The 21,830-nt window shown below is 65.4% G+C and carries 21 protein-coding genes and 1 pseudogene; 11 read left to right on the top strand and 11 right to left on the bottom strand.

Annotation, left to right across the window (positions count from 1 at the left end):
• The first annotated feature begins 357 nt into the window (after positions 1-357).
• The gene (locus AC1KVE_RS03890) at positions 358-738 is read left to right on the top strand and encodes a DUF3301 domain-containing protein (RefSeq protein WP_039516191.1); all 381 of its coding nucleotides are present in this window, start codon (positions 358-360) and stop codon (positions 736-738) included.
• Positions 739-940: 202 nt separating this feature from the next.
• On the opposite strand, the gene AC1KVE_RS03885 is transcribed toward AC1KVE_RS03890, so the two are convergent.
• From AC1KVE_RS03885 to AC1KVE_RS03855, 7 genes are all read right to left on the bottom strand, one after another.
• Entirely contained in the window at positions 941-1,381 is a 441-nt protein-coding gene (locus AC1KVE_RS03885) for a ClpXP protease specificity-enhancing factor (RefSeq protein ID WP_016901612.1), read from the bottom strand.
• 78 nt (positions 1,382-1,459) lie between these two features.
• Entirely contained in the window at positions 1,460-2,095 is a 636-nt protein-coding gene (locus AC1KVE_RS03880) for a glutathione S-transferase N-terminal domain-containing protein (RefSeq protein WP_024939278.1), read from the bottom strand.
• 386 nt (positions 2,096-2,481) lie between these two features.
• Complete coding sequence (locus tag AC1KVE_RS03875; RefSeq protein ID WP_172454219.1) at positions 2,482-3,240, bottom strand: cytochrome c1; 759 nt, start codon at positions 3,238-3,240, stop codon at positions 2,482-2,484.
• Positions 3,233-4,492 carry a cytochrome b gene (locus AC1KVE_RS03870; protein WP_024939276.1) on the bottom strand — a complete coding sequence of 420 codons (1,260 nt, stop codon included), beginning with the start codon at positions 4,490-4,492 and terminating at the stop codon, positions 3,233-3,235. Before AC1KVE_RS03870 ends, AC1KVE_RS03875 begins: the two co-directional genes overlap by 8 nt.
• A complete protein-coding gene (gene petA, locus AC1KVE_RS03865) occupies positions 4,492-5,136 on the bottom strand; it encodes a ubiquinol-cytochrome c reductase iron-sulfur subunit (protein WP_026064126.1) in 645 nt (214 codons plus the stop codon). Before petA ends, AC1KVE_RS03870 begins: the two co-directional genes overlap by 1 nt.
• A gap of 373 nt (positions 5,137-5,509) precedes the next feature.
• The gene (locus AC1KVE_RS03860) at positions 5,510-6,496 is read right to left on the bottom strand and encodes a lytic transglycosylase domain-containing protein (protein ID WP_184431326.1); all 987 of its coding nucleotides are present in this window, start codon (positions 6,494-6,496) and stop codon (positions 5,510-5,512) included.
• 49 nt (positions 6,497-6,545) lie between these two features.
• Positions 6,546-7,514, bottom strand: coding sequence for a helix-turn-helix transcriptional regulator (locus tag AC1KVE_RS03855; protein ID WP_184456128.1), 969 nt, complete (start codon positions 7,512-7,514; stop codon positions 6,546-6,548).
• Positions 7,515-7,670: 156 nt separating this feature from the next.
• Here AC1KVE_RS03855 and AC1KVE_RS03850 point away from each other — a divergent pair.
• The 9 genes and pseudogenes from AC1KVE_RS03850 to AC1KVE_RS03810 all read left to right on the top strand — a co-directional run bounded on the left by AC1KVE_RS03850 (position 7,671) and on the right by AC1KVE_RS03810 (position 16,346).
• Positions 7,671-8,259: pseudogene (locus AC1KVE_RS03850) on the top strand (glutathione S-transferase family protein).
• A 38-nt stretch (positions 8,260-8,297) separates the two neighbouring features.
• Entirely contained in the window at positions 8,298-9,752 is a 1,455-nt protein-coding gene (gene miaB, locus AC1KVE_RS03845) for a tRNA (N6-isopentenyl adenosine(37)-C2)-methylthiotransferase MiaB (protein WP_026064129.1), read from the top strand.
• A gap of 764 nt (positions 9,753-10,516) precedes the next feature.
• A complete protein-coding gene (locus AC1KVE_RS03840; protein WP_481091885.1) occupies positions 10,517-11,506 on the top strand; it encodes a PhoH family protein in 990 nt (329 codons plus the stop codon).
• The gene (locus tag AC1KVE_RS03835; RefSeq protein WP_184518812.1) at positions 11,503-12,057 is read left to right on the top strand and encodes a hypothetical protein; all 555 of its coding nucleotides are present in this window, start codon (positions 11,503-11,505) and stop codon (positions 12,055-12,057) included. The genes AC1KVE_RS03840 and AC1KVE_RS03835 overlap by 4 nt, the downstream gene beginning before the upstream one ends.
• Positions 12,058-12,081: 24 nt before the next feature.
• On the top strand, positions 12,082-12,567 hold the full coding sequence (gene ybeY, locus AC1KVE_RS03830; protein ID WP_016901623.1) for an rRNA maturation RNase YbeY: 486 nt from the start codon (positions 12,082-12,084) through the stop codon (positions 12,565-12,567).
• Complete coding sequence (locus tag AC1KVE_RS03825) at positions 12,567-13,085, top strand: hypothetical protein (protein ID WP_039521973.1); 519 nt, start codon at positions 12,567-12,569, stop codon at positions 13,083-13,085. The genes ybeY and AC1KVE_RS03825 overlap by 1 nt, the downstream gene beginning before the upstream one ends.
• A gap of 98 nt (positions 13,086-13,183) precedes the next feature.
• Entirely contained in the window at positions 13,184-14,062 is an 879-nt protein-coding gene (locus AC1KVE_RS03820; protein WP_024939270.1) for an HlyC/CorC family transporter, read from the top strand.
• Positions 14,059-15,330 carry a lipoprotein N-acyltransferase Lnb domain-containing protein gene (locus tag AC1KVE_RS03815; RefSeq protein ID WP_481091886.1) on the top strand — a complete coding sequence of 424 codons (1,272 nt, stop codon included), beginning with the start codon at positions 14,059-14,061 and terminating at the stop codon, positions 15,328-15,330. Before AC1KVE_RS03820 ends, AC1KVE_RS03815 begins: the two co-directional genes overlap by 4 nt.
• A gap of 14 nt (positions 15,331-15,344) precedes the next feature.
• Complete coding sequence (locus AC1KVE_RS03810) at positions 15,345-16,346, top strand: magnesium and cobalt transport protein CorA (protein WP_016901627.1); 1,002 nt, start codon at positions 15,345-15,347, stop codon at positions 16,344-16,346.
• Between the two features lie 177 nt (positions 16,347-16,523).
• Here AC1KVE_RS03810 and AC1KVE_RS03805 read toward each other — a convergent pair whose 3' ends face one another.
• Positions 16,524-17,888 (bottom strand): NAD-dependent succinate-semialdehyde dehydrogenase, encoded by a 1,365-nt coding sequence (locus tag AC1KVE_RS03805; protein WP_481091887.1) that lies wholly within the window; start codon positions 17,886-17,888, stop codon positions 16,524-16,526.
• Between the two features lie 270 nt (positions 17,889-18,158).
• On the opposite strand from AC1KVE_RS03805, the gene AC1KVE_RS03800 reads away from it, so the two are divergent.
• Complete coding sequence (locus AC1KVE_RS03800; protein WP_481091888.1) at positions 18,159-18,569, top strand: hypothetical protein; 411 nt, start codon at positions 18,159-18,161, stop codon at positions 18,567-18,569.
• A 156-nt stretch (positions 18,570-18,725) separates the two neighbouring features.
• On the opposite strand, the gene AC1KVE_RS03795 is transcribed toward AC1KVE_RS03800, so the two are convergent.
• The 3 genes from AC1KVE_RS03795 to AC1KVE_RS03785 are packed head-to-tail and all read right to left on the bottom strand — an operon-like array spanning position 18,726 to position 21,606.
• Entirely contained in the window at positions 18,726-19,574 is an 849-nt protein-coding gene (locus AC1KVE_RS03795; protein ID WP_102251861.1) for an ABC transporter permease subunit, read from the bottom strand.
• The gene (locus AC1KVE_RS03790; protein ID WP_024940504.1) at positions 19,571-20,479 is read right to left on the bottom strand and encodes an ABC transporter permease subunit; all 909 of its coding nucleotides are present in this window, start codon (positions 20,477-20,479) and stop codon (positions 19,571-19,573) included. The genes AC1KVE_RS03795 and AC1KVE_RS03790 overlap by 4 nt, the downstream gene beginning before the upstream one ends.
• Positions 20,476-21,606 (bottom strand): ABC transporter ATP-binding protein, encoded by a 1,131-nt coding sequence (locus tag AC1KVE_RS03785; protein ID WP_481091889.1) that lies wholly within the window; start codon positions 21,604-21,606, stop codon positions 20,476-20,478. Before AC1KVE_RS03785 ends, AC1KVE_RS03790 begins: the two co-directional genes overlap by 4 nt.
• Positions 21,607-21,830 lie beyond the last annotated feature (224 nt).

Here is a 21,830-nt window from a genome sequence, read left to right as displayed (position 1 = left end):
CGCAGGCCGCGATGCCAGGCCAGGAGCGGCGTGTGGATTCAACGGGGCGAAGCCCAATGAATGGGGTTGCGCTGCGCCCGACACAAGCCGAGCGCGGGAATGGCGGTGAATGGTTAAAGCGGCTGTCGGCCTGACCGCGCAGCGGCCAAGCCCGGTGCGTCCGCTGCACCGCTTCGACCTGCTGCAACCTTCCCGTCAACTCCAGTTCGAACGGGCGCAATGCCGAGCACTCGCGGGACGTGACGACAGCCGTTGGTGGCAAAGCGAAGGGCTGCCTGGACGAGCGGCGGATGCCGGCCGGCGCATCGGGTCGCCAGCCACCAGCCATCAACGCAACGCTGCGGCCCGGCGCGACGATTGTCGATCGGGCGCAGGCCATGGCACATTGACGCCATGCCCAGCCTTATCCTCTTCATGATTGCCGGCGCCGCGCTGTACGCGTTCTGGAACTCCTCGCGCGCAGCGGCCGAACGTGCCGATATCCTCGGCCGCAATGCCTGCCGCGCCGCCGATGTGCAATGGCTGGATCAGAGCGTGCATTCCACCAACATCCGCATCTGCCGCAAGCCCAATGGCTGGCTGGGCTTCGAGCGGACGTTCCGGTTCGAGTATTCCTACGACGGCATCGACCGTCATAGCGGCCGCCTGGTGCTGCGCGGCGATCAATTGATCGCCTTCACCGGACCGCAGGTGGCCACGGTGACGCCGTTGAGCCCGGACCATCAGCGCCTGAACTGACCGCGATTGGGTCGATATATGCGTCTGCAGGCACTTGGCCTGCATGCAGTGCCGCGCGACTGAAGATCAGCGTTGCTGCCGCTATCCACGACGCCGATGCACACATGCAACGGCGTAATTTGGTGGAAACACGTGCGATGCGAGCCACACGCGTATATGGCGCAACAATGCACGGATGCGCGATGCGCGTCCGTGCGTGCAGTTACTTGACCACGCGCAGATGTGGACGCTTGCCCGCGCTCGGCGGCTCGTCCGGCGTGGGCGCGCTTGGCGGCGGTGCACCCGGATCCGGCGGCTCGGTACTGGTGCCGGGGATATCGTCCGGCAAGGCCATGCCCTGCCCGGTCTCGCGTGCATACACCGCCAGGACCGCGGCCATCGGCACCATCACCGGATAACTGACGCCGCCAAAGCGCGCGGTGAACTGCACGCTTTCGTTGTCGACCTGCAGCCCGACCACGGCGCGCTCGGCGATGTTCAGCACCACACGGCCGTCCTTGACGGCACTGGCAGGCACCTGCACACCGGGCAGCCCGGCGTCCACCAGGACGTGCGGGGTCATGCCGTTGTCGTTGATCCATTCGACCAAGGCCCGCAGCAGGTACGGGCGATGGCTGGTCATGCGGGGGAAATCTTCGCTCATGACGTCATTTTACCCGCACACGGCCCGCAGCGGCGGCTGCACGATGGGGCGTCGGTCTGTTGGCATACAGCCGTCGCATCAGCCCGGCAGGTCGCGCAGTTTCTTTTCCTGATCGGTCAGGCTGCGGATGAAGCCGGGATTGCGGAAGATCCGGTTGCCGTAGTCTTCGATCGCCTTGCCGTCCTTGGGCAGACCGATCTCCAACGCGTCCAGTCGCCAGATGATCGGCGCCATCGCGCAATCGGCCAGACTCATTTCCGGATTGAGGAAGAACTTGCTGGCCTTGAACAGCGGCACCGACGCGGTGAGCAGTTCCTTCAGGCGCTTGCGGCCGGCCTCGGCCTGGGTCTTGTTGCCGAGCTGGATGGCCTGCACCTGCGGCACCCAGTCGTGCTCGATCCGCAGCATCGCCAGACGCAGACGTGCGCGCGAGAGCGGATCGACCGGCATCAACGGCGGATGCGGGTAGCGCTCGTCCAGGTATTCGCTGACCACCGATGCCGCGTACAGCACCAGGTCGCGTTCGACCAGGGTCGGGACCGAATGGTAGGGATTGAGATCGATCAGATCTTCCGGGGGATTTTGCGGGTCGACCGGCACCAGGTCGTAGGTCACCCCTTTCGCCGCCAGGACCAGACGGACCCGGTGGCACAACACGTCGTCGTTGGACGAAAACAAAGTCAAGGTATTCCGCATACGCACACTCGTCGCCATTCAAGGCTCTCCGACGACCGGAATCCGCCGGCCGCATCGGCGCGGCCGGCCCAACGCCGACCGTCACCACGGTCCTTCGAGTGTGCAATCACGTCACGCAAAAGCCAAGAGTGATAGGGCCGATTAATGCCCGGACAGGCCGCTTGTTGCGCCGAGATGCAGCTTCCGGTCACGTGCGCGTGCGGTGACGGCGCGGCAGCTAGTGCACGACATCGGAAGCGGCAGAGGCGATTTGTCGTCAACCGAAGCAGTGATTGCTTGCCGACCCTCACCGCCCCCCTCTCCCGCGGGGAGAGGGGCTCAGCGGTCGGTTTGCTGCAGCCGTTGCATGACTTGCGCATGCATGGCCGATGCGCTCTGTAGCCGATGACCGGCCTGCAGACCGGTCAGTGCACGTCCTTCCAGTATTCCTTCTTCAGCAGGTAGGCCATGAAGGTGAGCAAGGCCAGGAACAGGATCACCCACACGCCCATGCTCTGCCGCTTCAAGGCCGCCGGTTCGCCGGCGTATTCGAGGAAGTTGGCGATATCGCGCACGGTCTGATCAAACTCGACCGGCGTTTGTCGCCCTGGCTGACCGAGTTTGAGCGCCTGCACCGGCTTGTCGCCGGTCGCCTTGTCGGGCGGGCCGAACTGCGCCTGCTGCAGGCCCTGCAGCTCCCACAGCGGGTTGGGCATGGAGGCATTCGGAAACAGCTGATTGTTCCAGCCCAGGGGGCGGGTCTGATCCAGGTAGAACGACTTGAGATAGGTATAGACCCAGTCGGTGCCACGCACGCGGGCGATCAAGGTCAGATCCGGCGGCGCCTTGCCGAACCACTTGGTGGCCGCATCGTGCGGCATGGTGCCTTCGATGTGTTCGCCGATCTTGGCGCCGGTGAAGTTGAGGTTGGTCATGACCTCTTCTTCGCTCAGTCCCAGATCGCTGGCCATGCGCGAATAGCGCAGGTACTTCAGCGAGTGGCAGCCGGAGCAGTAGTTCATGAACAACTGCGCGCCACGCTGCAGCGAGGCACGGTCGCTCAGGTCGTTGCCAGCCTGCTGCACCTTTCCGCCTTCGGCTGCCAGCGCCCCTGCGGCCAGGGTCAGCCCGCACAGCAGGGCGACCACGCGCGACGTCCATGACCTCATGTTGGAATTAGTCATGGGTGGTCACCCGCTCCGGCACCGGCTTGGTCTTGTCCAGCCGCGTCCACACCGGCATGGTGATGAAGAAGGCGAAGTACAGGAAGGTCAGCACGCGCCCGACATAGGTTTCGTGTGCGTCGGTGCCAGGACCGGACCCGATCACGCCCAGCCACACGAAGCACACCACCAGCACGCCGAGCGCGACCTTGGAGATCCAGCCGCGGTAGCGGATCGAGCGCACCTTGGCCCGATCCAGCCATGGCACCAGGAACAGGATCGCGATCGCCGAGAACATCACCAGCACGCCGCCGAGCTTGTTGGGGACCACGCGCAACATCGCGTAGTACGGCGTGTAGTACCAGACCGGCTTGATGTGCTCCGGGGTCACCAGGCGATTGGCCTCGGTGAAGTTGTCGTGCTCCAGGAACAAACCGCCGAACGCCGGCGCGAAGAAGATGATGAAGGCCGCAATCAGCAGCAAGAAGCCGACCCCGACCAGATCCTTGACCGTGTAGTACGGATGGAACGGGATGCCGTCGGCCGGCTTGTGCGCGTCCCAGCGGTTGCCCTTGGGCCCCTTCTTGATCTCCACGCCATCGGGATTGTTGGAGCCCACCTCGTGCAGCGCGCCGATGTGCAGCACGATCAGCAGCAACAGCACCAGTGGCAGTGCGATCACGTGCAGCGCGAAGAAGCGGTTGAGCGTGGCATCGCCAGGCAGATAATCGCCCATGATCCATTCGGTCAGCCCGTTGCCGATTACCGGGATGGCGCCGAACAGCGAGATGATCACCTTCGCGCCCCAGAACGACATCTGCCCCCACGGCAGCACGTAGCCCATAAAGGCTTCGGCCATCAGCACCAGGTAGATCAGCATGCCGAGAATCCACACCAGCTCGCGCGGCTTCTGGTAGCTGCCGTACATCAGCCCGCGGAACATGTGCAGATACACCACGATGAAGAACAGCGAGGCGCCGGTGCTGTGCATGTAGCGGATCAGCCAGCCCCACTCCACGTCGCGCATGATGTATTCGATCGAGGCGAACGCATCGGCCGCGCTGGTCTTGTAGTGCATCGTCAGGAAGATGCCGGTGACGATCTGGTTGACCAGTACCACGATGGCCAGCGAGCCGAAGTAGTACCAGAGGTTGAAGTTCTTCGGCGCGTAGTACTCGCTGACGTGCTTGCGGTACATGGGCATCAGCCCGGGCGCGCGTTCGTTGACCCAATCGAACACACCGTTGGCGGTACGGACCAGGATATTGCTCATCAGGCAGCCCCCGTGCTGTTGGCCGACGTACCGGCACCGTCGGGATCGACGCCGATCACCAGGGTGTTGTCGTCCACATAGTGGTGTGGGGGCACCAGCAGATTGATCGGTGCCGGCACGCCGTCGAAGACGCGGCCGGACATGTCGAAGCGCGACTTGTGGCAGGGGCAGAAGTAGCCGCCCTTCCACTGCGGGTCGTAGGGCTCGGGGCGGATCTCGGCGACCATTTCCGGCGAGCAGCCCAGATGCGTGCACAGCCCGACCAGCACCGAGATGTCGGACTTGATCGAGCGGTACTCGGGGTTCTTCAGCACATAGTCCGGCTGCTGGTCCTTGTTCTCCGACTTGGGATCCTTGAGCCGGTCATCCAGCGATGGCAGTGCGTCGAGCATCGCCTTGGAGCGCTTGACGATCCAGATGGGCTGACCGCGCCATTCCAGAACCAGCCGTTGCCCTTCCTGCAAGGCGCTGATGTCGGCGGTCACCGGGGCACCGGCCAACTTGGCGCGTGCGCTGGGATTCCACGACTTCACGAACGGAACTGCGACAAATCCTGCTCCGACCGCACCGACCACGGCCGTTGTCGCGGTCAAGAACCGACGACGCCCGATATCAGCAGGTGCGTTAACCCCATCGTTGGCCATCCGGCTCTCCGATCTTGATTAGGTAGCGTGAGGCTGCCAACGGCTGGCGGGGGGTCCAGCCGCGATGAATCGACCGCAGTGTAGCGGAACGCTTAATGCACAGACAACGCAATGTACGCAGTCGAACCGGCGCAGTGCAAACACTGGATGCAGGCACGCTTCGATCACGTCACGCGCCAGGCCTGCACAAGGAGTACAGCTGTGACCCAGTGCTGACAAAAAAGACCGCGCCAGTTGCAGACATGCTGCGCGTTGGCTGCACTATCGCGCCGGTGCAACGGCGGCCTGCGCGGCCTGGTGGCCGCATGACGTCCGTTTCGGCGCGCGACTGTCAAAGCAGGCCGCAGCGGGCGCTGCGTGCAAAGCACACGGCTCAGTTGGCCGCCGTGGTCTGCCCACGATAGCGTCCGGCCAGCACGCCGACGCGTTGGACGTAGCGCTGGGTCTCGCTGTAAGGCGGCACGCCGCCATAGCGATCCACCGCGCCCTCGCCGGCGTTGTAGCCGGCAGCGGCGAGCGTGAGATCGCCATTGAAGCGCTTCAGCAACCACGAAAGATATTGCACGCCACCGCGAATATTTTGCGTTGCATCATAGGCATCGCTGACGCCGAAGCGGCGCGCGGTGCCGGGCATCAACTGCATCAGCCCCTGCGCGCCGGCCCGGCTCAGTGCCAGCGGGTTGTAGGCCGACTCTGCATGGATGATCGCGCGCACGATCGCTTCCTCGACCCCGAACTCGCGCGCGGCTGCGGTGATTTCCTGCTGATAGGCATTGGTGTTGAGCCGGATCGCACCGAAATTGACGCCGGGCTTGGCCGCGCAGGCGTAACAGGTTTCGATGAAGCTGTAATGGATGGTGCGCAGACCTTCGATGCTGGCGACCTGACGCGGGCGCGCACTGGTGTAGTGACGCACGCCGTCCTTCATATACGAATAGACCTGCCCGCTGACCACCCGGCGCGGATTGACCGCGGCGGCGGGTGCCTGCACGACCGAGGTCTCCGCCACCGGCAGCGCGCGCGGCATCACCGCCGAGGCGACCTCGGCAGCGCGGCGTGGCGCCTGGCCAACCGGCTGGCTGATGATGGTGGCCGGCGCGCCGCTGTCGATCGAGGTACTGGCGCGCGCAGGGCCAGCGACCAAACCCTGCGCCGGGCGAGCCATGGACGGCGGCGCGCGGCGCGCGGATCGCTCCGGGGTGTAGCTGCTGATGACGCTGCAGGTCGCCCCGCTCTGGCGCTTGCTCAGGTAGCTGGTGATTCCGTCGCCGCTGACACACTTGTACAAGGTGCCCGCGCAGACCGGCGCTGCCGGCAACGTGACGAGTAACAGCCCCAGCAATCTTGACATCCCCTTCATGCGGCGGAGTGTCCCAGCTTGGCCCGGGCTTGCCAAGTGGCCGCTGCGGTTATCCGGGCAGCGGCTCCAGCCGCGCCCGCAACGCGTTCAGCGCCTCGGCCAGCGGCACGCGCACGGCATCCGGGCAGATCGCATCGAACGGCAGATCGAGCAGCAGCAGATTGGCCGCCAGCGCCGACATGCTCGGCGCGCCCAGGCCCAGCCAGCAATGCGCCGGCCCGTCGGCTTCCAGCGCGCCCAGCCAGGGCGGGATGCGCGCGGCGAGTGCCTCCAGCGCGCCGTGCAGGCGTACCCGGGCCCGGCACGGGAACGGCGACTCGCCGATCGCCTTGCGCAGGAGTTGCAGTGGCTCCTCCGGCAGTGCGCGAGCGGCGAATTGCGCGCCAGTCGTCTCGACCCGGTCGATACGGTCGGCGCGCAAGGTGCGCCAGTCCTGGCGCTCGCAATCCCAGGCCAGCAGATACCAGCGCCGCCCGTAATTCACCAGCAGGGCCGGCTCAACGCAACGCGTAATCGGGGCACCGGAGTGGCGGCGATAGTCCAGCCGCAGCGTGACCCGGTCGCGGCAGGCGCTGGCCAGTTGCGCCAGCAGCGCCGCATCCACCAGGGCACCCGTCTCCCCGGTGACCGGCAAACTGGCGGTGGCCGCGTGCGCGGCACTGGCACGCTGGCCGCTGCGCCGCGGCAACAGCGGATCGAGCTTGCGCAGCACCCGCGCCGCTGCGGCATCCATGCCGCGTATCGCCGGGGCCGCTGCGCGCAGCGCGATCGCCACCGTCAACGCCTCGTCTTCTTCGAACAACAGCGGCAGGGCGGCCGCACCCTGCCCCAGCCGGTAGCCGCCACCGGCGCCGGGTACGGCATGCACCGGGTAACCCAACTCGCGCAGGCGCTCGATCGCGCGCCGCACGCTGCGCGGATGCAGTTCCAGCCGCTCGGCCAGCGCCACGCCGGACCAGCTGCGGCCGCCCTGCAGCAGCGCAAGCAGACGCAACAAGCGGGCAGCGGTCGAGGCCATCGCATTACCGTATTGCGGACGGAAACTGTCCGCAATAGCTGCGTAGGATTGCCTGGCACCTCGTTCTTTATGCCTTCCGCATCCACCAAGGAAACCGCAATGTCCGACCAGCGCCACATCACCCTGTTCCACAATCCCCGTTCGCGTTCGCGCGGCGTGCTGGTGCTGCTGGAAGAGCTCGGCGCCAGCTACGACCTGCAGATCGTCAACCTGGAAAAAGGCGAGCAACTCGCGCCCGCGTACCTGGCGATCAACCCCATGGGCAAGATTCCGGCGATCCGGCATGGCGACAGCGTGGTCACCGAACAGGGCGCGATCTACCAGTATCTGGCCGAGCTGTATCCGGAAGCCGGGCTGTCGCCGGCGCCGGGCGATGCCGACCGCGGCGCCTACCTGCGCTGGCTGGCCTTCTACGGCTCGGCGTTCGAGCCGGCGATCATCGACCGCGCGATGAAGCGCGATGCGCCGCCGCGCTCGATCTCGCCCTACGCCGACTGCGCCACGGTGCTGCAGGTGATCGATACGCAGCTGGCCAAGGGCGACTATCTCCTGGGCCAGCGCTGCAGCGCGGCCGATGTGCTGTGGGGCGGCGCGCTGGGCTGGATGGTCGATTTCGGCCTGATCGACCCACCTGCCAGCACCCGCGCCTACATCGCCCGCATGGCCGACAGGCCGGCGTTCGCACGCGCCGAGGCCACCAACGCCAAGGCCTGACCAAGCGGACGGGCCCGGCGCAAGCGGGTAAACTGTGCGGCTATCTTCTACCCGCCTGGAATAAGCGCCATGCCCGGGACATCCGTTTCCGACCTGTCCGCGGCCACCGCCGTGGACGCACCCGCCCTGTTGCCGCTGCCGGTGGCCCGCCCGTCGGCGCCTGCCGTGGTGCGCGGCAAGCTCTACATCAAGACCCACGGGTGCCAGATGAACGAGTACGACTCGGCCAAGATGGCCGACGTGCTCGCCGCCTCCGAAGGCCTGGAACTGACCGACAACCCCGAAGACGCCGACGTGGTGCTGGTCAACACCTGCTCCATCCGCGAGAAGGCGCAGGAAAAGGTGTTCAGCCAGCTGGGCCGCTGGAAGGCGCTGAAGGCCGGCGGCAAGCCGGTGATCATCGGCGTGGGCGGCTGCGTGGCCTCGCAGGAAGGCGAGGCCATCGTCAAGCGCGCGCCCTATGTGGATCTGGTGTTCGGCCCGCAGACCCTGCATCGCCTGCCGGAGCTGATCCGCGCGCGGCGCGAGTCGGGCAAGTCGCAGGTGGACATCAGCTTTCCGGAAATCGAGAAGTTCGATCGCCTGCCCGAGCCGCGCGCCGAGGGTCCGTCGGCGTTCGTGTCGATCATGGAAGGCTGCTCCAAGTACTGCTCGTTCTGCGTGGTGCCCTACACCCGTGGCGAAGAAGTCAGCCGGCCGTTCGAGGACGTGCTGGTGGAGGTGGCGCAGCTGGCGGCGCAAGGCGTGCGTGAGATCAACCTGCTCGGCCAGAACGTCAACGCGTATCGCGGTGCGTACGGCGCCGATGCCGGCGACGCGGCGCAATACGCCGATCTGGGCCTGTTGATCCGCACCATCGCGCAGATCGAGGGCATCGGCCGCATCCGTTTCACCACTTCGCACCCGCTGGAATTTTCCGACTCGCTGGTGGATGCGTACCGCGATGTGCCGCAGCTGGCCAATTATCTGCATCTGCCGGTGCAGGCCGGCAGCGACCGCATCCTGTCGGCGATGAAGCGTGGCTACACCGCGCTGGAATTCAAGTCCAAGATCCGCAAGCTGCGCGCGGTGCGTCCGGATATCTCGATCAGCTCGGACTTCATCGTCGGTTTCCCCGGCGAGACCGAAGCGGATTTCGAAAAGACCATGAAGCTGATCGAGGACGTGGGCTTCGACCAGAGTTTCTCGTTCGTGTATTCGCGGCGTCCCGGCACGCCGGCCTCGGACCTGCAGGACGACACCCCGGAAGCCGTCAAACAGGCGCGGCTTGCGCGTTTGCAGGCGCAGATCAACGCGCACGCCACACGCATTTCGCAGTCCATGGTCGGCAGCGTGCAACGGGTGCTGGTGGAAGGCCCGTCGCGGCGCGATCCGAACGAATTGACCGGCAAGAGCGAGAACATGCGCCCGGTGAATTTCCCCGGTAACCCGCGCCTGATCGGGCAGTTCGTCGATGTCCTGATCACCGAGGCGATGAGCAATTCGCTGCGTGGTCTTATCCAGGTGGACGACAGCGAAAGCTGATGCCGCATAGGTGCCGGGGCGCGTGGCGCCACGGCATGCATCGCGTCGTGCTGACTGGAAGGTGCACGTTGGTTGGTCACTACTTCCGTAGTGCTGCGGCCGTGCATGCGACGCTGGGCTGCCTGCGATCGTTGTTGCGTTGCTTTGCGTAGCTGCCTGCGTACATGCGTGCAACACGCTGGCAATTGCGTTGAGGTCACGCGCGTCGTGCCTCGCACCTCGATCGTCGGCAAGCACGCAGCTGGTTGCTTGCCGCACTGCATTCGCCGATCGGCGCTCCAGCATCTGCGCGCTACTAAGCCGTGGTCGGTCTAGGTCAACAACGGCGCGCATTGCTCGCATACGCCAGGCATGGTCGTGATCGCGCACAGCAACGACACCGACGTCCCTGGTCACACGGCACGCAAGGCAAGTGATCAAAATTTCACCACTTGTCTGCAACACCTTGCGGCATAAGGCGTGCGAGTACTTACCCACAGGCTTTGCCGGATTCGATCCACACCGCTTGTGGACAACCGCCACCGCAGTGGTGATTTTTTCACCATGTCCCTGCCGGACCTTGTGCGAGTAGGCGCCACGATTTTTATCCACAGGTTGGTGATGCGTGACTCCACAGCGATTGTGGAAAACCCGCGCTCACCACCGGGGACCGGCCATGACCACGCGCTTGCGGCAGCCGGGCGTGTTGGTGGGATCACACGCTGCGCGCTACCCTCGTCTGCCGCCCAACCGACCAGCGCATGCGTGCGCGGTCCGATCCGACCATGAACTCACCTGCACATCGCGACTTCACCCTGGACCCCGACGACACCGAGCGCCTGGCCAACCTGGCCGGCCCGTTCGACGCGCACCTGCGCCAGATCGAACTCAAGCTCGGCGTGGAGATCGCCAACCGCGGCAACGTCTTCCGCGTCACCGGCCCGGAGCCGGCGATCACCGCCGCGCAGACGCTGCTGACCGCCCTGTACGATGAAGCCGCCTCCACCACCTTCGACAACCACGCCATCCACCTGCGCCTGAACGATGCCAACGTCGAGCAGGTGGTCGATCGTTCCTACGTGGCCCAGGACGTGGCGATCAAGGTCAAACGCGGCACCGTGCGTGGCCGTGGCGCCAACCAGGCCAAGTACCTGCATGCGATCGCCACGCACGATATCAATTTCGGCATTGGCCCGGCCGGCACCGGCAAGACCTTCCTGGCGGTGGCCAGCGCGGTCGAGGCGCTGAACGAGTCACGCGTACAGCGCCTGATCCTGGTGCGCCCGGCGGTGGAAGCCGGCGAGAAGCTGGGCTTCCTGCCCGGCGATCTCAGCCAGAAGGTGGACCCGTACCTGCGCCCGCTCTACGACGCGCTCTACGAAATGCTGGGCGTGGAAAAAGTGGTCAAGCTGCTGGAAAAGAACGTCATCGAGATCGCGCCGCTGGCCTATATGCGCGGCCGCACGCTCAACGATGCCTACGTGATCCTGGACGAGGCGCAGAACACCACCATCGAGCAGATGAAGATGTTCCTGACCCGGCTGGGCTTTGGCTCCACCGCGGTGGTCACCGGCGACCTGACCCAGATCGACCTGCCCAAGCACGTCAAGTCCGGCCTGCGCGACGCGATCGAGGTGCTGCGCGATGTGGACGGCGCCAGCTTCACCTTCTTCGAAGCACGCGACGTGGTGCGCCACCCGCTGGTGCAGCGCATCGTCACGGCCTATGAAAAGCGCGATCAGCAGGACGCTGCGATCAAGAACAACGCTGAATGAGGCTATTCCTTGCCAGCCTGACGTTGGCAAGCGGATTGGTCGCGGCGGCATCGCTCGGGGCTACCGAAGCGCCGCTGCTTCCGGGAATCCCGATCGCAGATCGCGATGTGATCCCGGCGACACAGGTGGCGCCCCCCTGTGTGTCGCTGGCCGCCGAACAAACCAGCATCAGCATCCCAACCGCGCACTTGCAGAGGCTGGCGGAACAGGGGCGCGGCGATATGCCGGCAGGGAACGATCGCGTACGACTTAGTGCTTGGCAGCAAGGTCGCAGCGCGCGCTGGCTGCTCGATTTACCGGGAACGGTCACGGATGCACGCGGCTGCGAAAGCTCACCGATCCAGCACGCGCATCGCTCAAGCCAGTCGCTGGTCGGCGGACTCATGGAAAGCGGTATCGCTGCGGTCTGGCTGCATGACCAGCCAGGATTCGTTTCAAGCTTGCGGGTGCGGGATTACAATCGCGGCTGCGGGCGGGGCCCGATCGGCAGTTCGAGCTACCGCGTGGCCAACGGGCCTGCGTTGCTACTGCTGATCACCTGCACGCGCTGACCCTCTGCCCAGGAAACTCTCGCCATGACCCGTGGACCTGTCCGCCTCGACGTCGCTGTCAGTTATGCGCTGCCGCGCGCCGGTCTGCCGTCGGCGGTGAGTTTTCGCAAGTGGGTGGCCGCTGCGCTGAAGGGACGCATCCGCGAGGCCGACCTGGCGGTGCGGATTGTCGACGAGAAGGAAGGCTGCTCGCTCAACCATCATTACCGGGGCAAGGATTACGCCACCAATGTCCTGAGCTTCCCGGCCGATTTACCCGAAGGCCTGCCCAAGGGCGTCAAGATGCCGCTGCTCGGCGATCTGGTGATCTGCGCGCCGGTGGTGGCGCGCGAGGCGGCCGAACAAGGCAAGTCGCTGGCCGCGCATTACGCCCATCTGACCGTGCACGGCACGCTGCATCTGCTCGGCTGGGACCACGAAGACGACAAGGAAGCCGATGCGATGGAGCAACTCGAACGCGAGATCCTGGCCGATCTCGGCATCGACGACCCGTACGCGGGAGAGCGCTGATGCGGGCCTGCCTCGCCACCGCGTTGCTGTTGCTGGCCTGCTCCAGCGCCTGGGCGCAGGCCGCGCCGGCACGCCCCGATCTGCCGGCCCTGATCGAATGCCGCCAGCGCATTGGCGACTTCAACGCGCTGGCACCGGTGCTGGCCGACCCGCTCAAGGCGGTGGCGCTGGGCTGGACGCCGCTGGACCAGGCCAACCTGTTCATGACCGAGTACACGCTCAACACGCCGATCAGCGTGTTCGGCCACAGCACCACCCACATCGCGTTCTCCGGCGCCAGCGTCATGGCGCTGCTGGACCTGCCCGACCCGCGCCCGCTGGCCAAACAGCTGAACCTGGAACTGGGCGTGGATAACGCCGACAAGGTCATGTATGGCCGCGAGCTGGTCAGCGAAGACACCACCAACCCCAAGACCGGCGAGGCGATGATCGAATCGATCGTGCTCAGCGTCTCCAACGTGAAGTCGCATCCGGGCAAGACCGTGGTCGGCTGCGGCTACAGCCTGGACCTGCCCTGAAGCGCAGCGCCCACCCCGGCCCCGTCCACAGCGCCTTAGCGGCTTCCTGTTAGACTGACGGCTATCGCCTGGTTTGCCGGGTGCCGTCCCACGTCACGATGTCCGAAGACGACAGTAGCCAATCCCAAGAAACACCCGAAAAACGCCGTAGCTGGCTCGAGCGCCTGAGCGCTGCCTTCTCTGGCGAACCCCATACCCGCGACGAACTGGTCGCGCTGCTGCGGACCGCCGAACAGGACGGTCTCATCGCTGCAGACACCTTGCGCATGATGGAAGGCGCAATCTCCGTGTCCGAGCTCACCGTGGGCGATGTGATGATCTCGCGCTCGCAGATGGTCTCGCTGCCGGTAGAGGCGCGCTTTATCGACCTGATGAAGCAGGTGGTGGAATCCGGCCATTCGCGCTTCCCGGTGCACGGCGAGAACAAGGACGAAGTGCTCGGCATCCTGCTGGCCAAGGACTTGTTGCGCGGCGTGGTTGCCGACAACGGCCCCGGCAACGTGCGCGAACTGCTGCGCCCGGCGGTGCTGATCCCCGAGTCCAAGAAGCTCAACGTGCTGCTGAAGGAATTCCGGCTGTCGCGCAACCACATGGCGATCGTGGTGGACGAGTACGGCGGCGTCGCCGGGCTGGTCACCATCGAAGACGTGCTGGAGCAGATCGTCGGCCAGATCGACGACGAGCACGACGATGCCGAAGACGAGAATTCGCTGATCGCCATCCAGGCCGACGGCCGTTATGTGGTCGATGCGCTGACGCCGATCGAAGATTTCAACGAGCGCTTTGGTGCCGACTTCCCCGACGACGAGTACGACACCGTCGGCGGCCTGGTCACCGACGCGATCGGCCACCTGCCGGAAACCGGCGAAGAGCTGACGCTGGGGCGCTTTGCCTTCCGTGTGGCCAAGGCCGATGCGCGGCGCGTGCATGCCTTCCACGTGACCATTCTGCCGCCAGACCCGCAGGACGACGCTTGAACCGTTGGTACCGCGTCACTGCTGCAGCGCCAGCCCGCGGCAGCATCCGGCGCTGGGCGGCAGCGTGTCTGCTGCTGTTGCTGGCGTGGTTGGTGGCACCTGCCGCCATGGCCCAGGCCACCGGGCAGGCGCCTGCCCAGCCCAATGTGCCGGCACCGCGGGTTGGCGTGGTCACCATGCAGCCGGGCGAGGTGTTCTTCGAGCGCTTCGGCCACGATGCCATCGTGGTGGTCGATCCCGTCACCGGGCAGGCCACCTCGTACAACTTTGGCTTCTTCGACCCCGGCGAGCCGGATTTCGTCCCCCGCTTTGCGCGCGGCGAGATGATGTATTACCTGGTCGCGTTGCCGCTGGAAGAAGACCTGCAGCAGTACCGTGCGGTCGGCCGCGGCGTCAGCATCCAGTGGCTGGACCTGCCACCGGACCAGGCGCGCGCGCTGGCTGACGGGCTGGCGATCCGCAGCCAGCCCGAGAACGCGCGCTACCACTACGATTACTTCGTGGCCAACTGCGCCACCATGGTCCGCGACACGCTGGACCGCGCCATGGGTGGCGCGTTGAAATCGCAACTGGCCGGGCGCTCGCGCGGCAACACCTTCCGCAGCGAAGCGGTGCGCCTGGCCTCCCCTGCCCCGTGGATGTGGCTGGGCTTCGACCTGGGCCTGGGGCCGTATGCGGACCGCCCGCTGTCGCGCTGGGAAGAAGCCTTCGTGCCGATGCGCCTGGCCGACAGCCTGACCCAGGTGCACAACGGCGCCGGCCGCCCGTTGGTGCAGTCCACCCAGGTCCTGCTGCCGCATCGCATCGCACCGGAGCCGGCGGAACAGCAGCGCCACTGGTGGCCATGGCTGCTGACCGGGCTGATCGTCGCTGCCGGCGTGCTGGCACTCGGTCGCCGGCAACGCGTGCTGGCCGCCCTGGCCATGCCGTACTGGCTGCTGTGCGCGATCGGCGGCGGCTTGCTGGTGTATCTGTGGGGCTTCACCGCGCATCAGTCGGCCTGGGCCAATCGCAACCTGTTGCTGGTCAACCCGCTGTGCGTGCTGCTGTTGATCGGCGGCATCGCCGTGCTGCGCGGGCGCCGGCCCGGGCGCTGGTTCGATGTGCTGCGCTGGGTGGTGGCCGCCGCGGCACTGCTGGCGCTGCTGATCCACTGGCTGTCGTTCCAGGCGCAGGACAACCTGCAGTGGGTGCTGCTGCTGTTGCCGATCCATGCCGCGCTCGCCATCGCGTTGCGGCGGCGTGACTTGTCCGTCCGCACGCGCTGATCCAGGATGCGCCCATGAACCACCACGGCCGCCATCCGGACAACCCCTCCTGCGTTATCACCTGCGCCTATTACGACGGCCAGGGCGAGCGTCACGACATCAGCCTGGAGCAGATCAGCGACGTGCTGCAGCGCCCGGATGGCTTTGTCTGGGTCGGCCTGTACGAGCCGCAGGAGTCGGTGCTGCACAAGCTGCAGGATGAGTTCGGCCTGCACGATTTGGCCATCGAGGATGCGCTCAAGGCGCACCAACGTCCTAAGGCCGAGAGCTACGGCAATTCCTTGTTCGTGGTGGTCAACACCGCACAACTGGTCAACGAGCGCATCCGCTACGGCGAGACGCACGCGTTTCTGGGCGCGCGCTTTCTGTTGACGGTGCGCCATGGCGCATCGCTGTCGTACACGCCGGTGCGGCACCGGGTCGAACGCGAACCGGCGATGCTGCGCATGGGCGCCTCGTTCTGCCTGTATGGCGTGCTCGACTTCGTGGTCGACAACTACCTTCCGATCATGGACGAGTTCCGCGACACGCTGGAAGGCCTGGAAAAGGACATCTTCGCCGACAACTACAAGCGCGAAACCGTGGTGCGCCTGTACGAGCTCAAGCGCGAACTCAACAAGATGCGGTTGGTGGTGGCGCCATTGCAGGACGTGCTCTCGCACCTCAAGCGCAACCCCGGCTCGCTGATCCACGACGAGGTCGGCATCTACCTGCGCGACGTGCTCGACCATGCCGTGCGCATCAACGACGCCATCGACACCTTGCGCGAAATGCTGGGCACCGCGCTGAGCGTCAACTTGTCGATGGTGACCCTGGCCCAGGGCGAAACCGTCAAACGCCTGGGCGCCTGGGCCGCGCTGCTGGCCGCGCCCACCCTGATCACCAGCTGGTACGGCATGAATTTCACCCACATGCCAGAACTCGACAAACCTTATGCCTACCCGCTGCTGGTAGCCGGCGTGGTCGCCTCGTGCCTGGTGCTGTATCGCCTGTTCAAGCGAGCGCGGTGGCTTTAGGCCGCTTTGCGGCTGGGATTTGGGAGTGGGGATTGGGGATTGGTTGGAGCAGGACGACTGACTTCTGCTCGCTTGCTGCACTTACCCTCATCCGCCCTTCGGGCACCTTCACCCAGAGGGAGAAGGAAGGCTGCCTGCTTTTACGAATCCCCAATCCCGAATCCCCAATCCCCGCACTCAAGCCACATAGATCGTCTTGATGTTCATGAACTCGTGGATGCCGTGCTCGGCCAGCTCGCGGCCGAAGCCCGAGCGCTTGATGCCGCCGAACGGTAGCCGCACGTCGCTCTTGACCACCGAATTGACGAACGCCGCGCCGCACTGCAATTGCTGCGCAACGCGCTCGCCGCGCTTGGCATCGGAGGTCCACACGCTGCCGCCCAGGCCAAAGCTGGTGTCGTTGGCCACGCGTACTGCTTCTGCTTCATCCCGCACGCGAATGACCGATGCAACCGGGCCGAAAAACTCCTCCTCGTAGGCCGGCATGCCCGGGGCGACATGATCGAGGATGGTGGCCGGATAGCCTGCATGCGAACCGGGTACCGGTTCGCCGCCCAGCAGCACCTTGGCACCCTTTTCCACGCTGTGTTGCACCTGCTTGTGCAGCTCGTCGCGCAGATCCGCGCGGGCCATGGGCGCCAGCGTGGTGTCCTCCTGTTGCGGGTCGCCGAGCACGCGCTGGGAGGCAGCGGCAACGAAGCGTTCGATGAAGCGATCGGCGATGGCGTCCACCACGATGAAGCGCTTGGCGGCGATGCAGGTCTGCCCGCTGTTGTCGAACCGCGACTGCACGGCGGAGGCGACGGTGTGCTCCAGGTCGGCGTCTTCCAGCACCACGAACGCATCGCTGCCGCCGAGTTCCATCACGCACTTCTTCAACTGATCGCCCGCATTTGCAGCCAGCGAACGTCCGGCGCGCTCGCTGCCGGTCAGCGTCACTGCGGCAATGCGATCGTCACGCAACACGTCTGCAGCCTGGTCATTGTCGATATGCAGCACATCGAACACGCCGGGCGGAATACCGGCGGCATCCAGCACCTCCTTCATCGCATCGGCGCAGCGCGGCACATTGCTGGCGTGCTTGAGCAGCGCCACATTGCCGGCCATCAGACCCGGGGCGAGGAAACGGAACGCCTGCCACAACGGAAAATTCCATGGCATCACCGCAAACACGCAGCCCAGTGGCTCGTAGCGCACATAGCTGGACTGCGCCTCGGTCGGGATATCGCGCGGTGCCAGGTAGTCGGCTGCATGTTCGGCGTAATAGGCGCAGCCCTGCGCGCACTTGTCCACCTCGGCCAGCGCCTCGTGGCGCAGCTTGCCCATCTCGGCGGTCATGATGCACTGCAGGTCGTCGCGCCGCCGGGTCAGCTCTTCGCCGACCCGGCGCAGCAGCGCGCCGCGCTCGGCCAGCGGCAGCGCCGCCCACTGCGGAAATGCCTTGGCGGAAGCAGCCAGACGCGCCTCGATGGCGGCGGCGTCCAGGGTGTGCTGGGTATGTTCGACCTGGCCATTGGCCGGGTTGACGGTGTCGTAGGACATGACGGTCTCCTGTTACAGGCCCGCCATGCTAGTCGCCGGCAAGTTGCAGCCGCGTCACAACCGCGGCAAATCGCTGTAACGCTGTGTTTACCCACGCCGCGACGCAATGCCGCACCTCGATCGCACCGCTCGCGGATCACTGGCAACCGGAACAACGCACCCAGCCAGGCTAACGAAAGCGTCCCTGCCCTGTCCCGACCGTCCCACCGCACAAAAATGCTCTAGCATTCGGCACTTGGCAGCTTCATCCATTCACGGAAGACCACCACGATGCGCCGGGATCTGATTGTTCTAGTTGTACTTGGCATCGGCGCCTGCCTGCCGGGATGCGCCGTCCTGCAGGACATGCTGCACGGGCCGCGTCCGGGTCCGAACGGATTTGTCACCGTGAGCTGCACCAACACGCTGCCCAATCCCAGCCAACCCTGCGAGGAACAGGCACTGCGGGCCTGCTCGGCGACTGCCATCCGCCAATTCGTCACCGCGCACTCGTCGCCGAACATGGTCACGATCTATCCGAGCAAGCAGAAATCCAAGGACGACGGAAAGAACAAGGACAAGGATCGCGCCGACGAACAACCCAAGGTCGAGCAACAGGGCTACGACATCAGCGCCGAGTATCAGTGCTACCTAACCAAGCCGCAGCCCTGGGACAGCGGGTACACGCCTCCGGCCAGGTAACAGCGGCCCAACCAACTGCCGTGCCCGGCGTCCGGTGGCCGCATCAGGCGTCCGCAATCGGCGTGCAACCATCGTGGATGTCGGTGGCGTCGGGGTTCGCAGCCGTCTGGCCGCCGCTGGTGGCGATGCATTCGCCACCCCCATGTTGGTGCCTGCTCAGGAAGCAGCTTGCAGCGCCAGTTGCGCATCGCGCTGACGCCGTTTTTCGCCGCGTGCCAGCAGCCACCAGCCGATCACTGCGGCGATCGACACCGCCAGCACCATCAGCGTGGCCAACGCGTTGATCTTGGGGCTGATGCCCAGCCGCACCGACGCAAACACCTTGATCGGCAAGGTGGTCGAACTGGGCCCGGCCAGAAAGCTGGCGATCACCACGTCGTCCAGCGACAGCGTGAACGCGAGCAGCCAGCCCGATACCAATGCCGGAGCGATGATCGGCAAGGTGATCAGGAAGAACACCTTCAGCGGTGTCGCGCCCAGATCCATCGCCGCCTCTTCCAGCGAGCGATCCAGTTCCTGCAGGCGCGAGGAAATCACCACCGTGACGAACGAGACGGTGAAGGTGACATGCGCCGCCCAGATCGCCACCGCGCCACGCGGTGCGATCCCGAGGACACCGCCCATCGAAACCAGCAACAACAGGATCGACAGGCCGATGATCACTTCCGGCATCACCAGCGGTGCGGTGATCAATGCACCGAACAGGGTCTTGCCGGGAAAACGCCGCATGCGCACCATCGCCAGCGCCGCCATCGTCCCCAGCACCGTCGATGCACAGGCGGTCCAGAACGCGACTTGCAGGCTGACCCAGGCCGCCTCCAGCAACTGGCGATCGCGCAGCAATTCGCCGTACCAACGTGTGGAAAAGCCGCCCCACACCATCGCCAGACGCGAGGCGTTGAACGAGTAGACCATCAGCAACAGGATCGGCAGATACAGAAAGCCGAAGCCCAGCGCGAGCACGCCAGCGCCCAGCAGGCGCGTGCCGGGAGAGGCGCGCATCATGTCAGCCGCCCTTCCAGCTCGCGCTGCTGATAACGGTGGAACAGCACGATCGGCACCAGCAACAGCAGCAACATCACCGTAGCCACCGCCGCGGCCACCGGCCAGTCGCGATTATTGAAGAACTCGCCCCACAGCACGCGGCCGATCATCAAGGTGTCCGGCCCGCCCAGCATTTCCGGAATCACGAATTCGCCCACCGCCGGGATCATCACCAGCATGCAGCCGGCAACGATCCCGTTGCGCGACAGCGGCAAGGTGATGCGCACGAAGGCCTGCCACGGCCGTGCGCCCAGGTCGTAGGCGGCTTCGAGCAATCGCTGGTCGTGCTTGACCAGATTGGCGTACAACGGCAGCACCATGAACGGCAGATAGCAGTACACGATGCCGATGTAGGCGGCCAGCGGTGTGTACAGCAACTGCAGGGGCTGGCGGATCACTCCAAGCGCCAGCAGCGCCTGATTGAGCAAGCCGTTGCCGTCGAGGATGCCGATCCAGGCGTAGACGCGGATCAGGAACGAGGTCCATGACGGCAGCACCACCAGCATCATCGCCACATTGCGCGTGGCCAGCGGCAGACGCGCAATGACATAGGCCATCGGGTAGCCGATCAACAGCGCAAACACGGTCGACAGCGCGGCGATCCTGATCGAACTCGCATACGCCGCCACGTATTGGCTGTCGCGCAGCATGACCAGATAATTGCCCAGATGCAGCTTGAGGCTCACCGCCCCATCGGCCGCAACGGCGAACAGCGGCGTGTACGGCGGCATCGCGGTGGCGCGCTCGGCGAAGGAGATCTTCAGCACGATCAGGAACGGGATCGCAAAGAACACCAGCAGCCACAGATACGGTGCGGCGATCACACCCCAGCGCGCGCCCGGCAATGCGCGAATCAGGCGCCTCATGCGGTGAGTACCACGCCGTCGTCCTCGCCCCAGTTCAGCCAGACGGTGTCGCCCCAGGTCAGCGCTTCGCTGGCCCAACGCTGACGGTTGGCGAAGTTGGCCATCAGCTTGAAACCGCCAGGCAGGCGCACGTGATAGACCGAATGGCTGCCGAAATAGGCGATGTCCTCGATCACGCCCTGCGCCTTGTTGCAGGCCTGGGCCGGTTCGTCCTTGCCGATGAGGAGTTTTTCCGGGCGCAGCGCGAACGCCACCGCCTGCCCTTCGAAACCGGTGATGCCGTGGCCGATCCGGATATTGGCGTCGAAGGCCGGCGCCTTCAGGCCGACGTAGTCGGGTTTGTCCTCGACGATCACCGCGTCGATCAGATTGACCGAGCCGATGAAGTCGGCAGCGAACCGGTTGGCCGGTTGTTCGTAGATTTCGTCCGGGGTGCCGACCTGCTGGATCCAGCCCTGGTCCATCAACGCGATGCGGGTGGCCATGCTCATGGCTTCTTCCTGATCATGGGTGACCATGACGCAGGTGACGCCGGAGGTCTCGATGATGTTGACCAGTTCCAGCTGCATCTGCGCGCGCAGCTTCTTGTCCAGCGCGCCCATCGGTTCGTCCAGCAGCAGCAGCTTGGGCCGCTTGGCCAGCGAGCGCGCCAACGCCACGCGTTGCTGCTGCCCGCCGGACAATTGATGCGGCTTGCGCCTGGCCAGGTTGCCAAGCTGCACAAGCTCCAGCATTTCGCCCACGCGCGCCGCGATCGCCGGCTTGGAAAGCGCCTCCTGCTTCAGCCCAAAGGCGATGTTCTGTTCCACGCTCATGTGCGGAAACAGCGCATACGACTGGAACATCATGTTGATCGGGCGCTCGTACGGCGGCAACCCGTCGATCGGCTGGCCATCGAGCACGATGCGGCCTTTGGTCGGCCGCTCGAAGCCGGCCAGACAGCGTAGCAGGGTGGACTTGCCGCTGCCTGAGCCGCCCAGCAGCGCGAAGATCTCGCCCTTGCGGATCTGCAGGCTGACCTCGTCGACCGCGACGACGCCATCGAATTCCTTGCGGACCTCGCTGATGCTCAGATAGGCGTTGTCGCCAGGGGAAAGCGGCGCCACTGCGGCCTCGGTAACTGCCATGGATCCTCTCGATTGCAAAGCGTGGCCCGGCACCGACTGTGCACCTCAGGACGCCGGCGCCGCCAGTGCTTGGTGCGACATCAGCACTCGTCCATTTGCGTCCAGGCGTCTCGCCTGCAGCGAGCCGACGACGACCTGCTACATCGGGTGACCGCCTGCCGGCGCGGGCGCTGAAGCAGCACAGTGTCTGCGACGACAGAGCGACACCCTGGCGCGACCGGAGC

Source organism: Xanthomonas sp. NCPPB 2864 (assembly GCF_056675615.1).
The sequence above is the reverse complement of the archived record's forward strand: the minus strand, read 5'-3'. Positions and strand labels throughout refer to the sequence as shown.

Bases quoted from the DNA above. Each gene is read 5' to 3' on its own strand.
- AC1KVE_RS03885 (WP_016901612.1), bottom strand. From the start codon at position 1,381: ATGAGCGAAGATTTCCCCCGCATGACCAGCCATCGCCCGTACCTGCTG.
- AC1KVE_RS03880 (WP_024939278.1), bottom strand. From the start codon at position 2,095: ATGGCGACGAGTGTGCGTATGCGGAATACCTTGACTTTGTTTTCGTCC.
- AC1KVE_RS03875 (WP_172454219.1), bottom strand. From the start codon at position 3,240: ATGACTAATTCCAACATGAGGTCATGGACGTCGCGCGTGGTCGCCCTG.
- AC1KVE_RS03870 (WP_024939276.1), bottom strand. From the start codon at position 4,492: ATGAGCAATATCCTGGTCCGTACCGCCAACGGTGTGTTCGATTGGGTC.
- petA (WP_026064126.1), bottom strand. From the start codon at position 5,136: ATGGCCAACGATGGGGTTAACGCACCTGCTGATATCGGGCGTCGTCGG.
- AC1KVE_RS03860 (WP_184431326.1), bottom strand. From the start codon at position 6,496: ATGAAGGGGATGTCAAGATTGCTGGGGCTGTTACTCGTCACGTTGCCG.
- AC1KVE_RS03855 (WP_184456128.1), bottom strand. From the start codon at position 7,514: ATGGCCTCGACCGCTGCCCGCTTGTTGCGTCTGCTTGCGCTGCTGCAG.
- miaB (WP_026064129.1), top strand. From the start codon at position 8,298: ATGCCCGGGACATCCGTTTCCGACCTGTCCGCGGCCACCGCCGTGGAC.
- AC1KVE_RS03840 (WP_481091885.1), top strand. From the start codon at position 10,517: ATGAACTCACCTGCACATCGCGACTTCACCCTGGACCCCGACGACACC.
- AC1KVE_RS03835 (WP_184518812.1), top strand. From the start codon at position 11,503: ATGAGGCTATTCCTTGCCAGCCTGACGTTGGCAAGCGGATTGGTCGCG.
- ybeY (WP_016901623.1), top strand. From the start codon at position 12,082: ATGACCCGTGGACCTGTCCGCCTCGACGTCGCTGTCAGTTATGCGCTG.
- AC1KVE_RS03825 (WP_039521973.1), top strand. From the start codon at position 12,567: ATGCGGGCCTGCCTCGCCACCGCGTTGCTGTTGCTGGCCTGCTCCAGC.
- AC1KVE_RS03820 (WP_024939270.1), top strand. From the start codon at position 13,184: ATGTCCGAAGACGACAGTAGCCAATCCCAAGAAACACCCGAAAAACGC.
- AC1KVE_RS03810 (WP_016901627.1), top strand. From the start codon at position 15,345: ATGAACCACCACGGCCGCCATCCGGACAACCCCTCCTGCGTTATCACC.
- AC1KVE_RS03805 (WP_481091887.1), bottom strand. From the start codon at position 17,888: ATGTCCTACGACACCGTCAACCCGGCCAATGGCCAGGTCGAACATACC.
- AC1KVE_RS03800 (WP_481091888.1), top strand. From the start codon at position 18,159: ATGCGCCGGGATCTGATTGTTCTAGTTGTACTTGGCATCGGCGCCTGC.
- AC1KVE_RS03795 (WP_102251861.1), bottom strand. From the start codon at position 19,574: ATGATGCGCGCCTCTCCCGGCACGCGCCTGCTGGGCGCTGGCGTGCTC.
- AC1KVE_RS03790 (WP_024940504.1), bottom strand. From the start codon at position 20,479: ATGAGGCGCCTGATTCGCGCATTGCCGGGCGCGCGCTGGGGTGTGATC.
- AC1KVE_RS03785 (WP_481091889.1), bottom strand. From the start codon at position 21,606: ATGGCAGTTACCGAGGCCGCAGTGGCGCCGCTTTCCCCTGGCGACAAC.